This is a genomic window from Kitasatospora setae KM-6054 (genome assembly GCF_000269985.1).
GTDB classification, from domain to species: Bacteria; Actinomycetota; Actinomycetes; order Streptomycetales; family Streptomycetaceae; genus Kitasatospora; species Kitasatospora setae.
Map to the genome: position 1 here is coordinate 2,148,926 of NC_016109.1, position 24,906 is coordinate 2,173,831.

Annotated in this window: 16 protein-coding genes; 7 read left to right on the forward strand and 9 right to left on the reverse strand. The window is 74.4% G+C overall.

The annotated features are described in order from the left end of the window. Window positions 1-143 precede the first annotated feature (143 nt). Together KSE_RS09525 and KSE_RS09530 are read right to left on the reverse strand one after the other, a co-directional pair. Window positions 144-1,766 carry a purple acid phosphatase family protein gene (locus KSE_RS09525; protein WP_051055151.1) on the reverse strand — a complete coding sequence of 541 codons (1,623 nt, stop codon included), beginning with the start codon at window positions 1,764-1,766 and terminating at the stop codon, window positions 144-146. Between the two features lie 148 nt (window positions 1,767-1,914). After that, complete coding sequence (locus tag KSE_RS09530) at window positions 1,915-2,679, reverse strand: aminotransferase class IV (protein WP_014135083.1); 765 nt, start codon at window positions 2,677-2,679, stop codon at window positions 1,915-1,917. 95 nt (window positions 2,680-2,774) lie between these two features. On the opposite strand from KSE_RS09530, the gene KSE_RS09535 reads away from it, so the two are divergent. Then, the gene (locus KSE_RS09535) at window positions 2,775-3,275 is read left to right on the forward strand and encodes a DinB family protein (RefSeq protein ID WP_014135084.1); all 501 of its coding nucleotides are present in this window, start codon (window positions 2,775-2,777) and stop codon (window positions 3,273-3,275) included. A 110-nt stretch (window positions 3,276-3,385) separates the two neighbouring features. Here the strand turns inward: KSE_RS09535 and KSE_RS09540 are convergent, their stop codons facing one another. The 4 genes from KSE_RS09540 to KSE_RS09555 all read right to left on the reverse strand — a co-directional run bounded on the left by KSE_RS09540 (window position 3,386) and on the right by KSE_RS09555 (window position 10,048). Continuing rightward, window positions 3,386-5,044 carry an FAD-binding dehydrogenase gene (locus KSE_RS09540; RefSeq protein WP_014135085.1) on the reverse strand — a complete coding sequence of 553 codons (1,659 nt, stop codon included), beginning with the start codon at window positions 5,042-5,044 and terminating at the stop codon, window positions 3,386-3,388. A 189-nt stretch (window positions 5,045-5,233) separates the two neighbouring features. After that, a complete protein-coding gene (locus tag KSE_RS09545) occupies window positions 5,234-7,663 on the reverse strand; it encodes an endonuclease/exonuclease/phosphatase family protein (protein ID WP_014135086.1) in 2,430 nt (809 codons plus the stop codon). 263 nt (window positions 7,664-7,926) lie between these two features. Next, entirely contained in the window at window positions 7,927-9,018 is a 1,092-nt protein-coding gene (gene nicT / locus KSE_RS09550) for a Nickel transporter NicT (RefSeq protein WP_014135087.1), read from the reverse strand. Window positions 9,019-9,151: 133 nt separating this feature from the next. Beyond that, window positions 9,152-10,048 (reverse strand): LysR family transcriptional regulator, encoded by an 897-nt coding sequence (locus KSE_RS09555; protein ID WP_014135088.1) that lies wholly within the window; start codon window positions 10,046-10,048, stop codon window positions 9,152-9,154. 94 nt (window positions 10,049-10,142) lie between these two features. Here KSE_RS09555 and KSE_RS09560 point away from each other — a divergent pair, with 94 nt between their 5' ends. Then, window positions 10,143-11,603 carry an MFS transporter gene (locus KSE_RS09560; RefSeq protein ID WP_014135089.1) on the forward strand — a complete coding sequence of 487 codons (1,461 nt, stop codon included), beginning with the start codon at window positions 10,143-10,145 and terminating at the stop codon, window positions 11,601-11,603. 162 nt (window positions 11,604-11,765) lie between these two features. Next, window positions 11,766-14,129: a glycosyl hydrolase family 18 protein gene (locus KSE_RS44470; protein ID WP_051055153.1), complete on the forward strand. Its 2,364-nt coding sequence runs from the start codon at window positions 11,766-11,768 to the stop codon at window positions 14,127-14,129. A 74-nt stretch (window positions 14,130-14,203) separates the two neighbouring features. Here KSE_RS44470 and KSE_RS09570 read toward each other — a convergent pair whose 3' ends face one another. Beyond that, entirely contained in the window at window positions 14,204-16,063 is a 1,860-nt protein-coding gene (locus KSE_RS09570) for a HEAT repeat domain-containing protein (protein ID WP_014135091.1), read from the reverse strand. Between the two features lie 181 nt (window positions 16,064-16,244). On the opposite strand from KSE_RS09570, the gene KSE_RS09575 reads away from it, so the two are divergent. Next, complete coding sequence (locus KSE_RS09575; protein WP_014135092.1) at window positions 16,245-17,420, forward strand: alpha/beta hydrolase; 1,176 nt, start codon at window positions 16,245-16,247, stop codon at window positions 17,418-17,420. Window positions 17,421-17,576: 156 nt separating this feature from the next. Next, complete coding sequence (locus tag KSE_RS09580; RefSeq protein WP_014135093.1) at window positions 17,577-20,057, forward strand: ArnT family glycosyltransferase; 2,481 nt, start codon at window positions 17,577-17,579, stop codon at window positions 20,055-20,057. 119 nt (window positions 20,058-20,176) lie between these two features. Here the strand turns inward: KSE_RS09580 and KSE_RS09585 are convergent, their stop codons facing one another. After that, a complete protein-coding gene (locus KSE_RS09585) occupies window positions 20,177-20,926 on the reverse strand; it encodes an HNH endonuclease family protein (protein ID WP_014135094.1) in 750 nt (249 codons plus the stop codon). A gap of 576 nt (window positions 20,927-21,502) precedes the next feature. Further along, entirely contained in the window at window positions 21,503-22,534 is a 1,032-nt protein-coding gene (gene moaA / locus KSE_RS09590; protein WP_014135095.1) for a GTP 3',8-cyclase MoaA, read from the reverse strand. Window positions 22,535-22,794: 260 nt separating this feature from the next. Between moaA and KSE_RS09595 the strand changes: the two genes are divergently transcribed. Next, a complete protein-coding gene (locus tag KSE_RS09595) occupies window positions 22,795-23,529 on the forward strand; it encodes a nucleotidyltransferase family protein (protein WP_014135096.1) in 735 nt (244 codons plus the stop codon). 301 nt (window positions 23,530-23,830) lie between these two features. Then, window positions 23,831-24,721 carry a hypothetical protein gene (locus KSE_RS09600; protein ID WP_014135097.1) on the forward strand — a complete coding sequence of 297 codons (891 nt, stop codon included), beginning with the start codon at window positions 23,831-23,833 and terminating at the stop codon, window positions 24,719-24,721. The last annotated feature ends 185 nt before the right edge of the window (window positions 24,722-24,906 follow it).

Consider the following 24,906-nt stretch of genomic DNA (forward strand, 5'->3'; position numbering starts at 1 on the left):
CCTTAGGGCTGTTGCCGGGTCAACGTGCCGTGATCGGACGGGTGTTGGCCGGTTCGGGACCTGATCGGCGGGTCGGGGAAACGGGAGACGGCGCGGCCCCCGGAGCCCGGCCGCGGCGGGTTCCGGGGGCCTGGGCGGGGCGGTCAGTGGCCGTGTTCGGTGCGGCCGGCGCGGCGGGTGATCGTGTAGTGGTCGATCTGGGTGCCGTTCTCGGCGAGGGCGGCGACCTTCATGGTGGCGGTGGCGCCGCGGTGGGCGGGGGTGACGTCGACCTTGATGAAGGAGTAGCCGGTGTAGCGGACCCGGGACCAGGCGACGGTCTCGGGGACCTTCACGGCGCCCTTGTCGAAGTGGTAGGTGACGACCTGGTCCTGGTGGTTCTCGTGGCCCTCGTAGGTGTCGGGGGCGTCGAAGGAGTAGAGGCTGCGGCCGGCCGCGCCGGCGGTGACGTAGACGACGCCGTCCTTGGCCGGGTCGACGGTGGCGCCGCTGGGGACGGCCTTGTTGACCTTGTTGCCGAGGATCGCGTCGGTGCGCTCGTACACGTGGTTGTGGCCGTTGACGACCAGGTCGACCCGGTACTTCTCGAACAGCGGGACCCACGCCTCGCGGACGCCGCCCTCGGAGGCGTGCTGGTGGGTGGTGGAGAAGGCGCAGTGGTGGAAGAAGACGACGACGAAGTCGATCGACTCGTCCGCCCGCAGCTCGCGCAGCTTGCGCTCCAGCCACTGGGTCTGCTGCCCGTTGGTGTAGCCGAAGTTGACCGGGATCTCGTACGAGACGTCGTTGGCGTCCAGCGAGATGACGCCGACGTTGCCGTAGCTGAAGGCGTAGACGCCGGGGGCCTTGCGCGGGTCCGGGCCGTTGGTCGGGAGGGTGAAGCGGGCGTCGTCGCCGCCGTAGCCGTTGTGCGAGTACCAGGCTTCCATGTCGTGGTTGCCGTAGGAGACCATCCACGGGATCCCGGCGGAGACCGGCTCGGTCTGGGCGAGGAAGGCGTCCCAGGTCAGCGCGTTGTAGGCGGACTTGTCGGTGTCCAGGCCCTGGCCCATCGGGTCGGCGTAGCAGATGTCGCCGGCGTGCAGGTGGAAGACCGGGTGCTGGGCCAGGATGACGTTGTCGTTGCCGGCCGCGTGCGCGGAGACGCCCTGGTCGCCGAAGGCGGTGAAGGTGAACGGCTCGAACGGGCGGCCCCGGCGGCCGTTGCGGGACGGCGCGGTGGTGAAGGTCCTGAGGGTGGAGATCGCCTGGTGCGAGGCGGGGTCGAAGCCCTCGTGGCCGACGCCGTAGTAGTAGGTGGTGCCGGGCTGCAGGTGGTCGAGCTCGACGTGCAGGTAGTACTGGTCGACCGGGGTGCCGGTCGGGGTGAGGGCGGGGGTGTGCAGGGCGCGCACCTCGGCCTCGATCCGGTGGCTGAGCTCCCAGGGGTGGCGGCCGAAGCGCAGGAACGGCTTCTTCACGGCGGCCGGCACCTGCCAGGACACCCGCATCTGGGTGGCGGCGTCGGCGCCGAACTGCAGGTGGCGGCCGGTCGGGGCGACCAGCGAGCCGGTCACCCCGTCGGTCGGGCTGCCGGTCTTCACGGCCGGGTCGGCGAACGCGGTGCCGGAGCCCAGCGCCCCGCCGACGGCCAGCGCGCCGACGGTGACCGCGCTGGAGCGCAGCAGGGTGCGGCGGGACAGCTTGCTGCGCAGGTACTCGTGCTGCTCGGCCATGCTCATCCGGGCGGCGAGGGCGGCGGGCACGCCCATGTTGGGGATATCCATGCGCGGGAGACTGTCAGCGGCCGGTGGCCGCCGCCCTGATGGTCGGTGAACGACCGTCATCGCACCGGTCTGGCCGAGCACATGTTCCGACCATGGGATGGCAAAGCCGGTCGGCGACGGCCCGACGGGGCCCTGGGAGGGCCCTGGCTCAGAGCTGCTCGCCCGGAACCTCCAGGTACGCCGCGCGCAGCCGCGCCACCCCCGCCGCGTCGTACGGGCGCCCGTCGACCGCCGCCACCGGGCGCACCCCGACCGCCGCGTTGGTCGCGAACACCGCGTCGACACCCGCCAGTTCGGGCCCCACCCGCTCCTCCGTGCCGCCGCACACGCCGCGCAGCAGCGCCATCGCCGTCCCCGCCAGGTACGCCCCGCGCGGCCACAGCACCTCGCCCCCGCGCAGGAACCCGACGTTCCACGTCCCGCCCTCGGTCACCCCGCCGTCCCGGTCCACGAACAGCGCGTCGTCGAACCCGGCCTGCTGGGCCAGCCGGCGCTGGCGCAGCGCCCCGAACAGCGCGACGCTCTTCACCTCCGGCAGCTCCCGTTCGAAGCGCGCCGTCCGCACCCGGATCGGCCCCGGCGCACCGCGGCCCACCGGACGGGCCGTCACCAGCAGCCGCGGCTCGGTCGGCCCGCCGATGCTGCCCAGGTCGATCGCCGGGTCGAACACCGTCACCCGCACCGCCACCGTGCCCGCCGCGGGCACCGCCCGCCGAGCGAAGCCCCGCACCCGCTCCCGGTCCGGCCGCACGCCGAACAGTGCCGCGCAGTCCCGCTCCAGGCGCTCCAGGTGCAGGTCGAGACCGCGCACCCGGCCGTCCTCCACCAGCATGGTGGTGAAGTGCCCGTAGTTCGTCAGCGCCAGCACCTGCAACTGCGCCGCCGACACCGGCCGCCCGTCCAGCTCCGCCACCGCGTCTCCTCCGCTCACGCCCCCATCTTCGCGCACCCCGGGCGGCGGTCCGGAAATCGGGTGCCGCCGACGGCCGGTCCGGTTAGGTTCGCGGGATGACGAAGATCGAGAGCCAGCGCCGTCCCGTCCCGTTCGCCGACGGGGGCGAGCTCGACACCGCGCTCGCCTTCCTGGGCTTCGCCCGGGAGTCCGTGCTGAAGAAGGCCGAGGGGCTGGGCGAGGGGGAGCTGCGCCGGGTCCTGGTGCCGACCGGGACGAACCTGCTGGGCCTGGTGCGGCACCTGACGGCGGCCGAGCGGTACTGGTTCGGCCACCACGTGGCGGGCCGGGAGGAGTTCCGCGAGGTCGACTTCGGCATGGCGGTGCCCGAGGAGCTGACCGCCCGGCAGGTGCTGGCCGACTACCGGGCGGCCTGCGCGGACAGCGACGCGATCGTCCGCGCCGCCGCCGGGCCGGACGCCCCGACCGCCACGCCGGTGGGCCCGGAGCCGCGTTCGCTGCGCTGGGTGCTGGCCCACATGACGAGCGAGACCGCGCGGCACGCGGGCCACGCCGACATCCTGCGCGAGCAGCTCGACGGCGCCACCGGCCGCTGACGGCTGCCCGCCGACCGACCACCGCCCGCTGACGGCTGCCCGCCGACCGACCACCGCCCGCCGCCGACCGACCGACCGCCCACCGCCCACCGCCCGCCGGAGGCCGGAGGCTACGCGGTGGCGGCCGCCGCCGCCCGCCCGGCCGTCCGGCCGGAGAACAGGCAGCCGCCGAGGAAGGTGCCCTCCAGCGAGCGGTAGCCGTGGACGCCGCCGCCGCCGAAGCCGGCCGCCTCGCCGGCCGCGTAGAGGCCGTCCAGGACACTGCCGTCGGCGCGCAGGACGCGGGAGTCGAGGTCGGTCTGCAGGCCGCCGAGCGACTTGCGGGTGAGGATGTTGAGCCGGACGGCGATCAGCGGGCCGGCCTTGGGGTCGAGCAGCCGGTGCGGGGCGGCGGTGCGGATCAGCTTGTCGCCGAGGTAGCGCCGGGCCCCGTGGACGGCGGTGACCTGGAGGTCCTTGCTGAACGGGTTGGCGATCTCGCGGTCCCGGGCCTCGATCTCGCGGCGCAGTTCGGCGCCGTCGATGGCGGGGGCGTCGCCCTGCCGCTCGTTCATGCCGCGGACCAGTTCCTCCAGCGTGTCGGCGACCACGAAGTCGGGCCCGTGCCGCTTGAACGCCTCGACCGGGCCGGTGGCGCCGGGCAGGGCGCGGCCGAGCACCTGGCGGATCGAGCGGCCGGTGAGGTCGGGGTTCTGCTCGGAGCCGGAGAGCGCGAACTCCTTCTCGATGATCTTCTGGGTGAGCACGAACCAGGTGTGCTGGTGGCCGGTGCGCATGATGTGTTCGAGGGTGCCGAGGGTGTCGAAGCCGGGGAACAGCGGGACGGGCAGCCGCCTGCCGGTGGCGTCGAGCCAGAGCGAGGACGGGCCGGGCAGGATCCGGATGCCGTGCCGGGCCCAGATCGGGTTCCAGTTCTCGATGCCCTCGGTGTAGTGCCACATCCGGTCGCCGTTGACCAGGTGGCCGCCGGCCGCGCCCGCGACGTCCAGCAGCAGGCCGTCGACGTGCGCGGGGACGCCGGAGAGCAGCTTGGCGGGCGGGGTGCCGAGCCGTTCGGGCCAGGCGGCGCGGACCTTGTCGTGGTTGCCGCCGATGCCGCCGGAGGCCACGATCACGGCCTGGGCGCGGAGTTCGAAGTGCCCGACGGCCTCGCGCGAGCTGGCCTCGCCGCGCGGTACGGCGGACGGGGCGAGCAGCTCGCCGCTGACGGTGTCCAGGCTGCCGGCGCTCGCGGCCAGGCCGGTGACCCGGTGCCGGAAGCGCAGTTCGACCCGGCCGGCCTTCACCGCCTCGCGGACCCGGCGGGCGAAGGGCTCGACCAGGCCGGGGCCGGTGCCCCAGGTGATGTGGAACCGCGGCACGGAGTTGCCGGGCCCGGAGGCCAGCAGTCCGCCGCGTTCGGCCCAGCCGACCACCGGGAACAGCCGGACGCCCTGCCCGTGCAGCCAGGCGCGCTTCTCGCCGGCCGCGAAGTCGACGTACGCCTCGGCCCAGCGGCGGGCCCAGGCGTCCTCGTCGCGGTCGAAGCCGGCGGTGCCGAGCCAGTCCTGCCAGGCCAGCTCCCGGGAGTCCTTGATCCGCAGCCGGCGCTGCTCGGGCGAGTCGACCAGGAACAGGCCGCCGAAGGACCAGTGCGCCTGCCCGCCGAGCGACCCGGCCGGCTCCTGGTCGAGCAGCAGCACCTTCCGTCCGGCGTCGGCGAGTTCGGCGGTGGCGGCGAGGCCGGCGAGGCCCGCTCCGATCACGATGACGTCGGCGTCGTAGGCCATGCGGGGGGCGTCCTTCCAGACCTGGCTCGGGGGGTGCCCCGATCCTCCGGCCTGCGCGCCCCCGGGTCAACCCACCGGTAACTTCCGCCCCGCCCGGACGCGCGGCAGCCCCCGCCGGGACGGGCGGGGGCTGCCTGGTGCGGGAGGAGACGGGAGGGCGCGGGAGGGCCCGGGAGGACCCGGGGGCCGTCAGGGCTTGATCCGGACCACCTGCGGGTCGTGGTCGGAGGCCTGGGCGGCGAACTCGCTGTTGATGTGCACCACGTCGTAGTGGGTCTTCTCGGGCTTCAGCGCGGGGCTGACCAGGATGTGGTCGAGGACCTGCGAGTTGCCCTGGTAGACGTACGAGTAGCGCTCCTCGGCGGGGAGTTCGTTCACCAGGTCGCGGAGCACGCCGTCCTTGGTCAGGGTCTGCAGCGCGGGCGAGAACTGGTAGTCGTTGAAGTCGCCGAGCGAGACGATCCGGGCCTTCGGGTCGGCCGCCAGCAGCTTGGCGACGAACGCCTGCTCGACGGTGGCCTGCTTGACCCGCTGCACCTCGGAGGAGCGGGTGGGGGCCTGGAAGCGGCTGTCGATGCCCTGGTCGCCGCCCTTGCTGTTGAAGTGGTTGGCGATCACGAAGACCGGCTTGCCCTTGAACTCGAACTGGCCGACCAGCGGCTTGCGGCTGGAGGTCCAGGCCTCGTTGCCGGGGTCGATCCGGCCGGGCGAGGCGGTGAGGCTGGTCTTGTGGTTCTTGCCGGTGACGTCGACGGCGGTGGTGGCGGTGCCGCCGGGGATGTCGGTGAAGGACACCCGGGCCGGGTCGAACAGGAACACCTGGCGGATGTTGCCGCCGGGTTCGCCGCCGTCCTTGCCGTCCTCCGGGTCGATGGAGCGCCAGTCGTACGCGGGGCCGCCGGCCGCCTTGATCGCGTCGACGAAGGTCCGGACGGTGGTGGCGGCGCCCACGGTGCCGTCGTTGACCGCGCCGTTGTCGTCCTGGATCTCCTCCAGGGCGACGATGTCGGGCGAGGCGAGGTTGGTGACGACGCCCTGGGCGAGCCGGGCGAACTTCTCCGGGCCGTCGCCGGGGTCGAGGTTCTCGACGTTGTAGGTGCCGATGGTCAGTTCGTTCTTCTTGCCCGGCTCGGCGACCTCGGGCGTGAGCCCGTTGTCCTGGACCGCGCCGAGGGTGTTCGCGGCGATGGTGTAGCCGCCGAACTGGTTGTAGTCGAGCGGGCCGGCGGTGGCGCCGGTCAGCCGGTCGCCGACGTTGGCGACCGGGAACGGCACCTGGGTGAGCGGCGGCAGCGACTGGACCATGATCCGGCCGTTGTTCGGCTGGTCGTAGCCGAGGTAGACCACGCCGCCGCGGGCGGTGCGCGGGTCGGTGGCGACCGCGTCCACCCACAGCTCGTTGTACTTGTCGGTGGCCTGCACCACCGGCACGTCGGCGACCTGGACGTTCATGCCCTCCAGCGACTCGTAGCGGTCGAGGGCGTACGTCGCCGGGTCGAGCGGCAGCGCGTCGATCGAGCCGCCGGCGGCGTCCGGGGCGTACGCCGCCGGGATGTTCGCGGCGTCCAGCACGACCGGCGCGGGCACCGGGTTGCCGGAGGACAGCACGGTGGTCTTCGGGCCGGTCAGCTCGGTGACCGACTGCGAGCCGCCCGCGCTGTTCGGGTAGTACTCGCTGACCTTGCCGGTGACCAGCACCGAGTCGCCGACCTTCACGGTCGGGGCGGCGGAGGTGTAGACGAACACGCCCTCGCTGGTGGCCGGGTCGGCGTCCGGGTTCGGGTCCTGGATCCAGAAGCCCTTGGTGCCGTACGCGCGGACGCCGGTGACCACGCCGGGCACGTTGGTGACGGTCTGGCCGTTCTTCGGCGACACCCGGGTGGTGCCCTGGATGTCGTGGATCCGCAGGTCGCCGGGGACCGGCGGGGTGGTCGGCGGGGTGGTGGTGCCGCCGCCCGCGCTCTCGCCCCTGGTGTTGGTCGGCGTCGGGTCGCCGGCCGCGAGGTCCTTGGCGTTGTCGTCGGTGTCGGCGAGCGCGGCGGCGCGGGCCACCGAGGCGGTGTTGGACGCGCCGGTGACCGGGCTGCCCTCGCGCACCACGGCGGTGCCGAAGCCGACCAGGTCGACGATCCGCGGGTCGGCGGCGCAGTCCGCGGCGGTCTTGCAGGTCAGCGCGGTGGTGCCGTTGACCAGCGCGACGGTGCCGCTGGTCGCCGACAGCGCCAGGGTGCCGCTCGCGTCGGCGGCCGGCAGGTCGGTGGTGCCGCCCGCGCCCGGGGCCTCGGCGACCAGGTAGCGCCCGCCCGGGGCGACCGACCCGCTGAGCGCGGTGACGCCCCACTGGCTGGAGGCGCTCGGGCTGCCCGGCAGGTACTGCACGCTGTAGCCGGACAGGCCGAAGGCCGCGCCGGACGGGTTGCCCAGCTCGATGAAGTCGTTCTTCAGCGTCGCGCCGGAGTTGCCGCCACCGCCGTACACCTCGGCGATCACCGCGCCGGCGGACGGCGCGGCGGACGCGCCCGGCAGCGGGACGGCCAGCAGGGACGCGGCGACCGCGGCCGTCGCGGTGACGCGCAGCAGGGTGCGGCGGGAGCGGCGGGCGGGAGTGGGGCTGGGCACCGTTGCGGGGCTCCTTCGTGGCAGGACCGGGGCCCGGGCGCCGCGCGGGCGCCCCGGGTGGTGTCGAGGGTTCGTCAGAAGGCTGGCGGCCGGGGCCGGTCCGGGCGTCCGGGCGGTCCTGGCGGGCTACTCGCGTAGATCCGGTTCCAGAAGATACGCGCGTAGAAGTTGACGCGACAAGGGTGCCGACGTGAACAGTTCCCGACATGCGGAGGGGGCGCCCCGACGGGACGCCCCCTGACCTCGAAACCCGGACCCGGCCGCTACGCCTGCTCGCGCAGGCTCGCGCCCCACTTCTGCTCGACCCGGCCGAACTTCCAGAACGCCAGCGCCCCGGCCCAGGTCACCACGAACAGGCCGACGATCACGTAGCCCACCAGGTTGAGGTCCAGCGAGCCGATCCAGCCGATCGGGCCGCTGGTGATGTCCAGCTTCTCGGCGAGCAGGCCGACCAGCTCGATCACGCCGATCACCAGCGCCACGATCACCGACAGGCCGGTCACCGTCAGGTTGTAGTAGATCTTCCGGACCGGCTTGGAGAACGCCCACTCGTAGGCGAAGTTCATGAACGAGCCGTCGATGGTGTCCAGCAGGCTCATGCCGGCCGCGAACAGGATCGGCAGCACCAGCAGCGCGTACCAGGGCAGCGAGAAGGCGGCCGCGCCGCCCGCCAGCACCAGCAGCGAGACCTCCGTCGCGGTGTCGAAGCCGAGGCCGAACAGCAGGCCCACCGGGTACATGTGCCACGGCTTGGTGACCGCCCGGGTGACCCGGCCGAGGATCCGGTTCAGGAAGCCGCGCTTGTCCAACTGCCGTTCCAGCTCGGCCTCGTCGAAGTCGCCCTGGCGCATCCGCCGGAACACCTTGAGGATGCCGTTGAACGCGCCCAGGTTGATCAGGCCGATCAGCACCAGGAAGGTGCCGGAGACGCTGACCCCGATCAGGCCGGTGGCGTTGTGCAGCGCCGAGTCGTCGGCCTCGACCTGGCCGGCCAGCGAGCGGATGCCGAACGCCAGCAGCGCGCACAGGCCGAAGACGATCGACGAGTGGCCGAGCGAGAACCAGAAGCCCACCGAGAGCGGGCGCTTGCCCTGCCCCATCAGCTTGCGGGTGGTGTTGTCGATCGCCGCGATGTGGTCCGCGTCGAAGGCGTGCCGCATGCCGAGCGTGTAGGCGGTCAGGCCCATCCCGGCCCCGAACACCTGCCCGCCGACGTCGTAGTGCTGCGGCGCGATCACCGCGAGCAGGGTCACCCAGCCCACCACGTGCAGGAGCAGGACGAACCCGCCCATCCCGGCGAGCCGGAGCCACTCCTCCCGGGTGAGCCGGTCGCGCAGACGGCTGGGCGCTGCCATGGGCGTTCCCTCCAGGGGCGGTGGTGCGAGGTGGTGAGCCGGGCCATCCTTCCGCTTATATGGATGCAATTGCAAGTTATGTGCAACTACGAGCCAGGGGCGCACAACGGGCGCGCCCGCCCGCTCGGAACCCTCACCGCCGGGCCGCCGGCCCCACCCGGCCCACCACCGCCAGCAGGGACCGCACCGCGGCCTCCACCCCGGGCCCGGGCCGCGGCCGCCGCCGGGCCAGGATCGCGACCGGGCGGAGCGGCTCGGTGAGCCGCAGCTCGACGAGCTCGCCGTCCTCCAACTCCCGGGCGACGGCCGGCTCGGGCAGCAGGGAGAGGCCGTGACCGTGCCCGGCCAGCCGCAGCAGCGCGGACAGCGAACCCTGCAACGTGGTCAGCCGGGCCCCGGCCAGCAGGTCGCGGCCGAGCCGGTCGACGAGCATCTCGGCGGTGCAGCCGCGCTCGGCGACCAGGAACTCGTACGGGAGGAGCTGCTCGGGCGTGACCCGCTCCCGCCCGGCCAGCGGGTGCCCGGGGCCGGCCACCAGGACCGTCCGGTCATGGCCGACGACGGTGTGCGGGCCGAGGCCGCGGGCCCCGTTGTCGTACTGCAGGACGAGGTCCAACTCCCCGGCGGCGTAACGCCTTTCGAGGGTCGCCCGGTCGGCCACGGTGAGTTCGACGTCCGCCCCGGGGCCGGTGCCCGCGTACGCGGCGGCGGCCAGCAGGTCGGGCACCCAGGCGTGGGCGAGCGACTCCTGGGCGCCGACCCGGAGCCGGGGGCGGTCGCCGAGGGCGGCCCGGCGCAGCTGGTCCTCCAGCGCGAGGGCGGCCCGGGCGTGCGGCAGCACCCGGGCGCCGGCCTCGGTGGGCACCGCGCCGGTGCCGGCCCGGACCAGCAGGCTGACGCCCAACTCGGCCTCCAGCCGCCCGAGCTGGGCACTGACACTGGACTGGGCGTAGCCGAGGGCCTGGGCGGCGGCGGAGATGCCGCCGTGGTCGACGACCGCGACGAGGGCGCGCAGATGACGGGAGTCCACCGCCCCAGCCTAATCACCCCTTATCGGACACTCCGATGGGGCCATCGGATTCCCGGCGTCGCGGACCGCCCGCCCGCCGGGCCAGGCTGCGGCCATGACCACGGCACCTCCCCTCCTGTCCCCTTCCCCTTCCCCTTCCCCTTCCCCTTCCCCTTCCCCTTCCCCTTCCCCGTCTGCCCCCGGTAGCCCCGCCTCGCGGGTCCGCGCCGGGCTGACCTTCGCCGGGATCGCGGCCGGCAACCTGCTCGTCCTGCTCGACACCTCGGTCCTGAACGTGGCCGTCCCGGACGTGCAGTCCTCGCTGCGCCCGGCCGCCGCCGCGCTGCCGTGGGCGGTGGACGCGTACACGGTGGTCTTCGCGGGGCTGCTGCTCGCGGGCGGGGTGGTCGCCGACCGGTGGGGCGCCCGGCGGGTGTACGGCTGGGCGCTGGGGCTGTTCGCCGTGCTGTCGGCGGTCTGCGCGGCGGCGCCCGGGATCGGGTGGCTGATCGGCGGGCGGGCGCTGCTGGGGGCGGCGGGGGCGGGGCTGGTGCCCGCCTCGCTGGCGCTGCTGATCCACCTGAACCCGGATCCGGGCCGCCGGACCAGGGCGATCGGCGCCTGGACGGCGCTCAGCGGCCTGGGCGCGGCGGCCGGCCCGGTGCTCGGCGGGGCGCTGGTCGAACTGGGCGGCTGGCGGCTGGCGTTCCTGGTGAACCCGCCGATCGCGCTGGCGGCGCTGCTGCTGGCCCGCAGGCTGCCCGCGCCGCCGGTCCGGGCGGTCCGCGCGCTGGACCGGCCGGGGCTGGCGCTGTGCACCGCCGGGCTCGGCCTGCTGACCTTCGGCCTGGTCGAGGCGGGCGCGGCGGGTTCCGGGGGCTGGGGCGGGCCGGCGGCGCTGGTGCCGGTCGGGGCGGCGCTGCTGTGCTTCGCCGCGCTGGCGGCGGTGGAGCGCCGGGCGGTCGCGCCGGTGCTGCCGCCGGCGCTGCTGGCCCTGCCGAGGGTGCGGGTGGCGATGGTCGCGGCGGCGGTGTCCTGCTTCGGGTACTTCGGCGGGCTGTACCTGTTCGCGGTGCGGCTCCAGCACGGCTACGGCCTGAGTCCGCTGGAGGCGGGGCTGGCCTCGCTGCCGATCGCCTTCCCGGTGTGCGTGATGCCGTTCTTCACCGGTCGGCTGGTGGCCCGGTACGGTCCGCGCCCGGTGCTGCTGGCCGGCATGTCGGCGGGGGTGCTGGCGGGGCTGCTGCTGACGCTGTGCGGCGGGCCGCACCCGCCGGTGCCGCTGCTGGTGGCGGCGGAGCTGGCGCTGGCCGCGACCGGCACCCTCTCGATCCCGGGGGCGGCGGCCGCGATGGCCGTCGCCGCCCCGCCGGAGTACGCGGCCACCGGCCAGGGCGCCCTGAACGGGGTCCGGCAGGCGGGGTCGGCGCTGGGGGTGGCGGTGCTCGGCGCCCTGGCGACGCTGCCGGCCGCGGGCTGGGTGCTGGCCGGCGTCGCGCTGCCCGCGGTGCTGCTGGTCTCCGGCCGGGGCCGCCCCCGGCGGGGAGGGGGGCCGCAAAACCCCCGAAACGACTGATCGGAAAGCTTCCTGACGGTTCGTGGGCCGAAATCCTTGACCGCGCCGAATGGTCCAGTCCAATCTAGGTGACGCGCTCACCCCAAGCGCGCAGGCTCCCACCTGGTCCCCCACGGACGACTGCACCTACCGGACAACCCCACACCTCCGGAGGTTCCTCCCATGCTTGAACGGGCCACGCCCGCAACCGAGTCGACCCCGCGCCGGGCTCCGTCCCGCCGCCGGGCCGGCGCCCTCGTGGTGGCCGCCGCGATGACCGTCGGCTCCACGGCGCTCGCGCTCTCGCTCGGCTCCGCCTCGGCGGCCACCGTCAACCTGCTGGCCAACGGCGACTTCGAGTCCGGCTCGCTGAGCGGCTGGACCTGCACCAACGGCTCGGTGGTGAGCACCCCCGTGCACGGCGGGTCCTACGCGCTGAACGGCAACGCCACCGCCGCGGACACCGGCCAGTGCCAGCAGGTCGTCACCGTCCAGCCGAACACCAAGTACACGCTGTCGGGCTTCCTCAAGGGCAGCTACGTGTACCTGGGCGCCACCGGCACCGGCGTGAACGCGTCCACCTGGACGCCGGGCGCCGCCAACTACACCCAGCTGAGCACCACCTTCACCACCGGCGCGTCCACCACCTCGGTGACGGTGTTCACCCACGGCTGGTACGGCACCGGCGCGTACCAGGCGGACGACCTGGTGCTGAGCGGCCCCGGGACGACCACCACCACCCCGAGCGCCTCGGCCAGCGCCTCGCAGAGCGCCTCGCCCAGCGCGTCGGCCTCGGCCTCGACCTCCGCCTCGGCCTCGACCTCGGCCTCGCCGAGCCCGTCGAACTCGGCCTCGTCCAGCCCGTCCGGCTCGGCCTCCGCGTCGCCGTCCGGCAGCCCCAGCTCCAGCTCGGGCACCGGCAACGGCCCGGCCGGCGACGGCAAGATCACCGTCCCGGGCGGGTTCGCGGTCACCCGGACCACCGCCAACGCGGTGGTGCTGAACTGGACCGCGTCGACCGACTCGACCGACAACTACGTCGGCTACAAGGTCTGGTCGAAGGGCCAGCTGGTCGGCACCTCGATGGGCACCAGCATCACGGTCTCCTCGCTGCTGCCGAGCACCTCGTACACCTTCACCGTCCAGGCGTACGACAAGGCCGGGCACGCCTCGCAGCAGTCCGCCGCGGTGACCACCACCACCGCCGCCGCGCCCGCCACCGCCAAGCCGCTCAAGTCGGCGTACTTCGACCAGTGGTCGGTGTACGACGCCGCCTACTACCCGAAGAACGTGAACACCTCGGGCGCCGGCGCCAAGCTGGACGTCATCTCGTACGCGTTCGAGAACATCCACCCGACCAACCTCAACTGCTTCGAGGCCGTCAAGGCCTCCGACGCCAGCCACGAGGACAACCCGAACGCGGGCGACGGCGCGGCCGACGCGTACGCCGACTACCAGATGGACTTCTCCGGCGCCATCTCGGTCGACGGCTCCGCGGACGACTGGCAGCAGCCGCTGAAGGGCAACTTCAACCAGCTGCGCCAGCTCAAGGCGAAGAACCCGAACCTGCGGGTCACCCTCTCGCTGGGCGGCTGGACCTACTCCAAGTACTTCTCCGACGCGGCGGCCACCGACGCCTCGCGCAAGAAGCTGGTCTCGTCCTGCATCGACATGTTCCTCAAGGGCAACCTGCCGACCGGCGTCGCGGGTGACGCCTCCGGCGGCGCGGCCAGCGCCACCGGCATCTTCGACGGCATCGACATCGACTGGGAGTACCCGGGCTCGGCCGGCGGCCACACCGGCAACCACTACTCGGCGGCCGACAAGCAGAACTTCACCGCGCTGCTCGCCGAGTTCCGCAGCCAGCTCGACTCGTACGGCGCGACCCTCGGCAAGAAGTTCCTGCTGACCGCCGCCCTGCCGTCCGGCCAGGACAAGATCCAGTACATCGAGACCGACAAGATCGGCGCGTACCTGGACTACGCCGACATCATGACCTACGACATGCACGGCTCGTGGGACGCGACCGGCCCGACCAACCTCCAGGACCCGCTGCACGACAGCCCGGCCGACCCGACCACGCCGATCGCCCCCGGCACCGCCAAGTACAACGTGGACACCACGCTCGCCGCGTACACCACCGGCCTGCCGGAGTACGGGATCAAGGGCGGCTTCCCGTCCAACAAGATCATCCTCGGCATCCCGTTCTACTTCCGCGGCTGGACCGGCGTCCAGGCCGGTGACAACTACGGCCTCTACCAGAAGGCCACCGGCGCCACCCCCGCCAAGCCCGGCAGCCAGGAGGCCGGCCTGGCCAGCTGGCGCGAACTCACCCTCACCGCCCAGAACACCCACTGGGACCCGGTGACCGAGAGCACCTGGGTCTACGACGGCACCAACTTCTGGACCGGCGACGACCCGAAGGCCATCCAGGCCCGCGCCGCGTACGCCAAGAACAAGGGCCTGGGCGGCATCTTCGCCTTCGCCCTGGAGAACGACGACGACAGCTCGACCCTGCTGAACACCATCTACAACAGCCTGGGCTGACACCCGTCACCGACCGGCGGCCCGCCGCACCCTCCCCGGAGGGTGCGGCGGGCCGCCGCCGTTCCGCCCCCGGGTCAGGGCTGCCGGGCGCGCAGCAGCCGGACCTCCTCGCACATCCGCGCGTCATCCTCCGGACCCCAGAGCAGGTTCCGCTCCCGCAACTCGGCCGGGCTCGCGTCCGGCCACCGCGCGACCAGCGCCCGCTGCTCGGGCGGCAGCGGCCGACCCGTCCGGCGCAGCAGCGTCAACGCCTTCACCCCGTGGCGGCTCGGGCCGAGTTCGGCGAGCAGCAGCGGGGCGGCCCGCTCCCCGTCCCCCGTGATCCGCCACAGCGCCTCGGCGGCGTCCACCCGGACCCGCGCGTGGTGGTCGGCCGTCAGGTAGCGCTCCACCAGCGGCAGCAGCGGTGCGCCGACCGGCCCGAGCAGGGCGGTGTCGGCCAGGTGCCGCTCGCTCCCGGCGAGGCCCTCGGCGAGGCCCTCGGCGAGCAGCCGCAGCGCGGGCTCCGGGTCGGCGCCGAGCCGGGCGGCGGCGACGGCGGCGGCACGCGCCAGCACCGGGTTCGCGTGGCCGGTCAACGCGACCAGCTCGCTGACCGGTTCGGGGTCGGCGAGGTCGAGCCCGGCGAGCGCGTGGGCGAGCTGCGGGCTCGGCGAGGTGCGCAGCAGCCGGACCAGGTCGGGCAGCAGCGGGGCGGCGCGCGCCGGGGTGAGGGCGTTCAGGAGCACGTCGCGGGGGCTGCCGTGCCAGCTGTCGCAGCAGGTACCGACCGGCTCCGGCCGCAGGACCCGGCGGCACAGGGCGGGGTCGCCGGTGCGGGCGGCCAGCACGGCGAGCGCGGACGGGTCGGGGTCGGGGACGAGGTCGAGCAGCCGGGTGTCGCCGGCCTCGGCCAGGATCCCCTGGGCGCACCGGGAGGTCGCCTCGTCGGAGGAGCCGAGGAGGGGCAGCGCCGCCTCGACGACCGGCGCCGGGTCGACGCCGCGCCCCACGCAGTCGGCGAGGCCGCCCAGGACGTCCACCATCCGTCCCGCCCCGCCCCGCCGCGCCAGGGCGGCGAGCAGCAGCGCGGCGATCTCGGCGTCCCGGCCGCGGCAGGTGTCGGCCACCCGCAGCGCGCGGCGGACCCCGCGGGACTCGTGGTCACCGGCCGCGATCCAGCCCGCCGCGACCGCGAGCCCGGCCGCCGGGTCGGCGTCGAGCAGCCGCTCCAGCCGGTCCTCGGTGATACCGACACCGGGGAACCAGCCGTCCCAGTCGGCCCGGAACTCCGGATCACCGGCGTCCACCACGAGCACGTCCACCAGTGCGGCCGGGTACGGCGCCCGGGCCCGCTCCAGCAGGCAGAGCGCGGCGGTGGCCCGGACGGCGGGCGACCGGTCGGCCAGCGCCGCCCGCAGCCGCCCGGCCGGGTCGGCCTCCAGGCGGTTCAGCACCATCAGCGCCTCGGCCCGCACCCGTCCGGACGGATCCTCCCGCAGGCGGGCCGCCAGCGCCGCCACCGCGGGCGGCAGCGACTCCCCCGCCGCCCGCCGGGCCGCCCGCACGGCCTGCCGCCGCACCTCCGGCTCCGCGTCCCGCAGCAGGTGCAGCAGGCCGGGCAGTTCCTCGGCGACCCGGGCGCCGCCCTCCGCCTCCCACTCGGTCCAGACCTGTTCCTGCACCCCGCCCGCCATGGACAGGAACATCAGCATGACGTGCCGCCGGTGGGTGGCGTGCGCGGCGGCGTGCGCCACGTACGGGACGGCGGCGACCGCCGCCGGGTACACGGCGTCACGGTGCAGCACGCTGTCGAACAGCGCGTCCAGCGCCGCATCGACCACGTCCCGGTCCGCGGCGTACAGCGCCCGGATCAGCTCGGGCGGGTCGCCGTCTCCGCAACCGCGCTCCAGGGCCGTCCAGTCGACCAGGTGCAGTTCCTCGGGTGTCCTCATGATCGCCGGAGCCTAGCCGGGAGGAGTGACGGCCCTGCGCCGCCGGCGAGGGGCCCGCTTGGGGAGCGCCTGGGGAGCGCTTGGGCAGCGATTGGGGAGCGCCTGGCCGAACCGTGAACCTGCTGGGAGCCCGCTGGGATCCCGCTGTGAGCCCGGTGAAGGCGTACCTTACGATCATCGGGTGCCCAGCCTGACCGGACTCCCCCTGCAGATCATCGCCACCCTGGTGGCCGTCGCCGCGTTCGCCGCCACCATGTGGCTGTGGCCCCGGCTCGGCGGCCGCAGCTGGCGGTCCTGGCTCGGCCGGCTCGGGGCGTTCTTCGGGACGCAGGTCGCGGTGCTGGTCGCGATGGGCCTGGTCGCCAACTCGTACTTCGGCTTCTACTCGACCTGGAGCGACCTGCTCGGCCTGGACGGCAGCCCGGGCACCGTGGTCGACCACCAGCCCGGCGGCAAGGCCGTCGCGGTGACCGGCGAGCAGAAGATGTACTCGGCGCAGGGCTCCGCGCAGGACCGCTCCGGGGTGATCCAGCAGGTGGAGATCCACGGCGCGGCCACCGGCCTGACCGGCACCCCCGCGTACGTCTACCTGCCGCCGCAGTACTTCCAGCCGGCGTACGCGAACACCCGCTTCCCGATGCTGCTCGCGCTGTCCGGCTACCCGGGCACGCCGGAGAAGCTGATCTCGCTGCTGCAGTACCCGGCGTCCACCCTGAAGGCCATCGAGGCCAAGGAACTGCCGCCCACCGTGCTGGTGATGATGCGGCCCACCCTGGTCGGCAACCGCGACACCGAGTGCATGGACGTCCCGAACGGCCCGCAGGTGGAGACCTTCTTCACCGAGGACCTGCCGAAGGCGATGTCCGCCTCCTACCGGGTCGACGACCGGCCCGAGTCGCGGGCCGTGATCGGCGACTCCACCGGCGGCTACTGCGCCGTCAAGTTCGCGCTGCGCAAGCCCGACGCGTATCGGTCGGCGATCGCGCTGTCCGGCTACTACGACGTGCACAACGACCCCACCACCGGCGACCTGTTCGGCGGCAGCGACCAGGTCAAGCGGGACAACGACCTGCTCTGGCGGCTGCGCAACCACCCCGGCCCGCCGGTCTCGCTGCTCCTCGCCACCAGCCGCAACGAGGAGAACTACGGGCCCACCCAGGAGATGGTGGCCGCGTTCAAGGCCCCGACCAAGCTGTCCACCATCACCCTGGACAGCGGCGGCCACAACTTCCACACCTGGACCCGCGAGATCCCCCCGGCCCTCACCTGGCTCGGCGAACGCCTCGCCGCCCCGGGCTCGGCTCCGGCCACCGCTGCCGCCCCGGGCTCGGCCGCCCCGGGCTCGGCCGCGAGCTGACTGACCGTCAGCCGGGCCGCACCCGCCCCTTCCGGGGCCCGCACGCCCCTTCCGCGCCCCTCGCCGAGGCGTACGCCACCCGTTCGCGAGGAGATTAGAGCGGCCTCACAGCCGCCTCTCATCACCCTCTCAGCCGGGCCTCCGAGCGTAGTGCCCATGACCACGTCCAGTTCCGTTCCTCCGACCAGCGAGCCGTGGCCCGACGCCGCGAAGTACCCGCCGCCGACGGTCGCGGCCGCCGCCGACAGCCCGACCGGCAGCACGGCCGGCAGCACGGCAGGCGCCGCGGCCGACCCGGCGGCCGGGCCCACCCGGTGGCCCGACGCGACGCCGCTCCCGCCCGCCGGGGCCGGGGGCGAGCGGCCCGCTGAGGCGCTGTTCCCGCCCGTCGCGCTGCCGCCCGTCGGCCCCAAGGGCCGGGCCTCCTGGGCCGGCCGGCTGCGCACGCTGCCCGCCCGCACCTGGCGGGGACGGGCGGACGACGCCCGCTGGGTGCGCCCGGCGTTCCTCGGCCTGCTGCTGGCGACGGCCGTCCTGTACTTCTGGAACCTGACCGCCTCCGGCTGGGCGAACGCCTTCTACTCGGCGGCCGTCCAGGCCGGCTCGGTCAGCTGGAAGGCGATGTTCTTCGGGTCCTCGGACGCGGCGAACTTCATCACCGTCGACAAGCCGCCGCTGTCGCTGTGGCCGATGGCGCTCTCGGCCCGGATCCTCGGCCTGAACTCGTTCAGCGTGCTAGCCCCGCAGGTCCTGATGGGCGTCGGCACGGTCGCCGCCGTGTACGCGACGGTGCGCCGCCGCTTCTCCGCGCTCGGCGGCCTGGTCGCGGGCGCCGCACTGGCGCTGACCCCGGTCGCGGCGCTGATGTTCCGCTTCAACAACCCGGACGCGCTGCTGGTGCTGCTGCTCACGCTGGCCGCGTACGGCATCGTCCGGGCCACCGAGGCGGCGTCCACCCGCTGGATCGTCTTCGTCGGCGTGATGCTCGGCCTGGCGTTCCTCGCCAAGACCCTCCAGGCGTTCCTGGTGCTGCCCGGCTTCGCCCTGGTGTACCTGGTCTGCGCGCCCACCGCGCCGCGCCGCCGCCTCCTCCAACTGCTGTACGGCACCGTCGCGATGGTGGTGGCCGGCGGCTGGTGGGTCGCGATCGTCGAGCTGATGCCGGCCTCCGCCCGCCCGTACATCGGCGGCTCGCAGGACAACTCCTTCCTCTCGCTGACCTTCGGCTACAACGGCTTCGGCCGGATCACCGGCAACGAGACCGGCTCGGTCGGCGGCGGGGGGCGCAGCACCTTCCTCAGCGGCGGCGCCGAGGGCGGCGTCCTCTTCGGGGGCCCGGGCGGCGCCGGAGTCCCGGGCGGCACCGGAACCCCCGGCGGCGGTGGCGCCCCCGGCGGCGGTGGCGGCATGTGGGGCTCCACCGGCCTCACCCGCCTGTTCGACGGCGACATCGGCGGGCAGATCGCCTGGCTGATGCCCGCCGCGCTGATCCTGCTGGCCTTCGGCCTGTGGGCGACCCGCCGCCACCCGCGCACCGACTCGGCCCGGACCGCCTTCCTGGTCTGGGGCGGCTGGCTGCTCTCCACCGGCCTGACCTTCAGCTTCATGTCCGGCATCTTCCACCAGTACTACACGGTGGCCCTCGTCCCGGCGGTCGCCGCCCTGGTCGGCATGGGCGCCGACGGCCTCTGGCGGGCCCGGCACCGACTGCCGTACGCGGCGGTGCTCGCCGTCACCGTCCTGGTCACCGCCTGGTGGGCGCACCAACTGCTCGGCCGCAGCTCCCAGTTCGTACCGTGGCTGCGCAACGCGGTGCTGATCGGCGGCATCCTCGCCGCCCTCGCCCTGCTCTTCTCCACCCGGATCGCCGGCCCCACCGGCCGCCGGATCGCCACCCTCGCGGGCCTCACCGCCCTCGCCGCCGGCCTGGCCGGCCCCACCGCGTACGCCCTCGACACCGTCTCCACCGGCCACAGCGGCTCCATCGTCACGGCCGGCCCCGCCGTCCAGGGCGACCGGGGCGGCTTCGGCGGCCGCGGCGGCTTCCCCGGCGGCGGCCGGGGCGGCGGCACCTTCCCGGGCGGCGGCTTCCCGGGCGGCGGCCGGACGGGCGGCCAGAACGGCACCTTCCCGGGCTTCCCGGGCGGCGGCACCGGCACCGGCACCGGCACCGGCACCGGCGAGAGCCGGGACGGCCGCGGCGGCTTCGGCGGCACGGGCGGCATGGCCGGCGGTCGGATGGGAGGCGGCGGCATGGGCGGCCTGCTGAACGGCGCCCAGGTCTCCGCCGAGGTGGCCGACCTGCTCAAGCAGGACGCCGACAAGTACACCTGGGTCGCGGCCGCGGTCGGCTCGCAGAACCAGGCCAGCTACCAGCTCGCCAGCGGCGAACCGGTGATGGCGCTGGGCGGCTTCAACGGCAGCGACCCGTCGCTCTCCCTGGACGGCTTCAAGAAGCTGGTCGCCGAGGGCAAGGTGCACTGGTTCATCGGTGGCGGCGGCATGGGCGGCGGCGGCATGGGCGGCTCCAGCTACTCCTCGGAGATCGCCTCCTGGGTGTCGTCCGCCTACACCGCCAAGACGGTCGGCAGCACCACCATGTACGACCTCACCGCGACCCCCAAGTCCGGCAGCTGACCCCGGCCGACCGGTCGGCGTCCCCGAGAACGCCCGGGGCCGGTCGGGCTCCCCGTCCCCCGGGGAGCCCGACCGGCCCCGGGCCTCCGCGCGTCCCGGCGCGGCCTACCTCACACCCCTCACCCGCCGCAGAGCGAGAGCATCGTCTTCTTGTCGGCGGGCGTCACCGGCAGCTGGTACTTCAGCGACACCTGCGCCCACCGGATCGCGTACGAGCACTGCACCGCGGTGTTGGCCGGAAGCCAGGTCGCCGGACCGGAGTCGCCCTTCGAGGCGTTCTGCGACCCGTCGGCGGGGATCAGGTTCAGCGGGTCGTTGGCGATCTGCACCCGCTTCGCCTTGTCCCACTGCGCGGCACCCTGCTGCCAGTCGTAGGACAGCGGCATCACGTGGTCGATCTGGATCTTCGACGCCTGCTGCTTGTTCCACTGCACGGTCTTGCCGGTGTACGGGTCCCAGATGGTCATCCCGGTGACCACGCAGGCCGAGCCGTCCTTGTGCTCGACGTTCTGCCCGTCCCGGGCCAGCACGTCGTCGCGCGTCCCGCAGTTGTTGTGCCCCAGCGGGACCCCGTCCACGTTGTCGGTCCACGGCGGCCCGAACTGGTCGCGGTCGTAACCGGTCTTCGGACCGGGATCGGCCGTCTTGACCTTGGCGATCAGGTCCCGCCCGGCCTTCTTGTCGGCGTCGGAGCCGACCGGCGCCAGCCCGGGCTTGGTCCCGTCCGGGTTCTGCAGCGGATTCGTCCCCTGCGAGGCCGCCCCCGAACTACTGCCACCCCCGCTCCCCTTCTTCGCGCTGGTGCACCCGGCGAGCGCGAGCGGACCGAGCAACAGGACGGCGACGACAGCGGTACGGCGGGAGCGCACGGCATTCCTCTGCGACTGGGTGACTCTGACGGCCCACCAGAAGACCAGCCCCGCCCCGCCTGGTCAAGCCAACCGGGGTCCGGCATGACACACCTCACAAACCGGGCAAATGTCGACCCCGCACCGCCCCGATCCGGCCTGCCTCCGCCAACGGCCGCCAAGAGTCGCCGACAGCCGCCGCCGAGCGGTCACGGGCGCCGTCCGCCGGCCACTGACTACCGGTGTCGCGTCATCGGTGTCGCGTCATCGGTGTCACGCCATCGATGTCACGGCACGCATGTCGCGGCACCGATGTCGCCTCATCCATGTCGCGACATCGATGCACCATCACCGGTGTCGCGGCATCGATGTCGCAGCATCGGTGTGGCGTCATCAGTGACGGGTCATCGATGCCGAAGCATGGATGACCCATCATCGATGTCACGACATCAATGCCTCAGCACCGATGTCACGACATGGACAGCACGTCACGAATGACACGACATCGATGCCACGGCACGGATGTCGCGCCACCGGCCCCGCAGCACCACCCGTCCCGCCCAAACCCCCTCCCCCGCCCCGCCCTCAGCCCCGCTCTCAGCCCCCGATCGCTGACATCGGCCGGTCCGGCCGGACGAAGTCGGCGTCGCCGATCCGGTGCCCGGGGCTCTTGCCGGCGACGCAGTCCCGCCAGGCGCGCTCGATCCGGGCGTCGTCGGCGCCGGAGCGCAGCAGGGCCCGGAGGTCGGACTCCTCGGTGGCGAACAGGCAGTTGCGCAGTTGGCCGTCGGCGGTCAGCCGGACGCGGTCGCAGCCGCCGCAGAACGGGCGGGTGACGGAGGCGATCACGCCGACCACGTGGTCGGTGCCGGCCAGCCGCCACTCCTCGGCGGGCGCGTTGCCGTGCCGTCCGATCGGGACGAGGCGCCAGCGGGAGCCGAGGACCTCCAGGACCTCGGCGGCGGTCACCATCGCGGTGCGGTCCCAGGCGCCCTGGGCGTCCAGCGGCATCGACTCGATGAAGCGCATCCGGTAGCCGCCGGCCACGGCGAACTCGACCAGGTCGACCAGTTCGTCCTCGTTGACGCCGCGCACCGGCACCGCGTTGACCTTGACCGGTTCCAGCCCGGCGGCCTTCGCCGCGGCCAGTCCGGCCAGTACGTCGACCAGCCGGTCGCGGCGGGTGAGGGCCGCGTAGCGCTCGGGACGCAGGGTGTCCAGGCTGACGTTCACCCGGTGCAGTCCGGCGTGCTTCAACTCGGCGGCGCGCCGGGCGAGTCCGATGCCGTTGGTGGTGAGCGAGAGCTCCGCACCGAGTTCGGCGAGCCGGGCCAGCAGGGCGGGCAGGCCGCGGCGCAGCAGCGGTTCGCCGCCGGTCAGGCGGAGGGTGCGGAGGCCGAGGCGGTGGACGGCGATCCGGGCCAGCCGGAGCAGTTCGTCGTCGTCGAGGGTCTGGCCGCGCGGCAGCCAGTCGAGTCCTTCGGCGGGCATGCAGTAGGTGCAGCGCAGGTTGCACCGGTCGGTGAGCGAGATCCGCAGGTCGGTGTGGACCCGGCCGTACCGGTCGACCAGCGGTGCGGGGGCGGTGGCGGGAGCGGTGGCGGGGACGTCAGTGGTGCGCGGGGCCATGGGGCCAGTGAACGGGGACGGCCGGTGCCCGGTCCAGGGACGGAACGGCCGGGAGCGGCGGACCGGCGGCGGACCGGGCCTGTCGGATCGTCCAAGGCGGTCGGTCAGGCGACCGGGGCAGACTGGCCGGCATGGCGCACGCGGCAGGCGGGACGGCCCCCGGGACGGGACCCGCATCGGACCCCGGGACGGAACCCCACGCAGAGTCCGGGCCAGCACCCGGCCCCGGCCCCGACCCCGCCCCCGGGGCGGAACTGCGGGTGCCGGCCCTGGTGCTGGCGGCCGGTGGCGGCTCGCGGCTGGGCGGGCGGCCGAAGGCGCTCCTTCCCTACCGGGGTCGCCTCCTGCTGGAGCACGCGCTGGCGACGGCCCGGGCGGGCGGCTGCGACGGGGCGGTGGCGGTGCTGGGCGCGGCGTCCGCCGAGGTGCGGGCCGTGCTGGGGGCGGCGGCCGCGGGCAGCACGGCCGCTGCCGCCGCCACCAGCACCGCCGACCCCACCACCGCCACCGCCACCGGGACGGGCGCCCCGACGGCGACCAGACAGTATCGACTCGTCGACAATCCCGGCTGGCGCTCGGGCATGGCCTCCTCACTGCGCGCGGGCCTGGCCGCGCTGCCGCCGGACGCGACGGCGGTCCTGGTCCTGCTGGTGGACACCCCGGGCGTCACCGCGGAGGCGGTCCGGCGCCTGCTCGCGACCCACACCGGACGGACCGACCTCGCCTCCTGCGCGTACGGCGGCCGCCGGGCCCACCCGGTGCTGATCGGCGCCGCGCACTTCCCCTTCCTGCTGGCCACCGCCGCCGGCGACGCGGGCGCCCGCGCCCTGCTGGCGTCCCGCCCGGTGGCGCTGGTCGACTGCACCGGCGTAGCCGTCCCGGACGACCTCGACACCCCGGCCGACCTGATCCGCTGGGGCATCGACCCGACCTCGCCGGCGGCCCGACCAGAGGCCGGACCGGACGCCGGACCGGACAACGGACCGAACCGATGAGCCCCCACCACCCACCCCCACCCGGCCCCGCCGTGGCCGGAAACAGCCCTACTGCCCTTACGCCACACAACAGTTGACCCACCATCAGCTTGCGGCGGCCCCGGCCGCAACCGTCTCCCGCCCCCCGTCCGCCCCTGCCGTCACGGCGGGCGCGCACGCCCCCGGCGCGCGACAGGTCGCGCACCTTTCCCCCACCTCAACTCCGCTGGAGGAATCCCTCATTCCGCACCGGTCGGGGCGGCGATCGGCCAGGATGGAGGCTTATCCCCTCCCAGCCGACCCGAACGGACGGTGACCCGCCATGCCGCTGCCCGAGGACGCCGCAGACGCCGAGACCACCACCGCGGGGCCGGTCGGTTTCTCCCCCGGTTCGCCGTCGGGCGCGAGCCAGTTGCGCTGCCCGGCGTGCCGGGCCGAGCACCGGTACGAGCCGCCGAGCCTGCCCTGCCCGTGCGGGGCGCAGCTGCGGGTGCCGCTGCTGCGCGGCGGGGTGCCGGTGCAGGTGCGGTTCCGCTCCTGGGAGGACTCCTGGCTGAGCATGCGCTGTCCGCACTGCGGGCGCAGCGACCAGTGGCCGCAGCCGGAGTTCACCTGCGACTGCGGGGTGATCGTCCGGCTGCCGGTGGACCGGGCGCCGCGCCTGCAGAGCGCCGGGCCGCACATCGGCCCGCGCTCCGCCGCGCGCCCGGCGCAGACCGCCCGCCCGTACACCACCGCCGTGCCCCCGTCCGCCCCGGCCCCGGACCCGGCCGCCGCGGACGGCGGGCAGCTGGCGGCCGGTTCGGGCGCGGCCCGCGCGCTGCGGCCGCCGTTCCGCCCGCAGCCGGTGCGTACGCCGCAGGACGCGGTGCTGACGGCGGCCCGCTACCTGCAGTGGCTGGGCTTCTACGACCTGGAGCTGCTGCCGGGCCAGGAGCGGGACTCGACCACCCTGCTCGGCGGCCGGATGATCGCCCGGGTGGACACCTGGACGGAGCCCGCCGACGTGAAGGCGGTCGAGTGCCTGTGGCTGGAGACCCTGCACAGTGAGGACGTCGCGGCCGCGATGTTCACCGTCTCCGGCTACTCCCGGCAGACCGTGGTGCGCGGCGAGCAACTGCTGGTGGCCTTGTTCACCCTGGACGCGGCGGGCATCCCGCAGCCGTCGAACGGCGCCGCCGAGGCGCTGATGGAGACCGGCTGGACGTCCTGACCCGCGCCCCCGGCAACGCCCCGACACCTACCCGCCAGCACCCCCGACACCTACCCGCCAGCACCCCCGGCGACTACCCGCCACCACCCCCGACAGCGGCCCGCCAACCCCGCGCGGAACGCCCGCGCACCCCACCATCCGGATCGAGCCGTTCCGGATCTCCTCGCGCTCGTGATCTGGTGCAC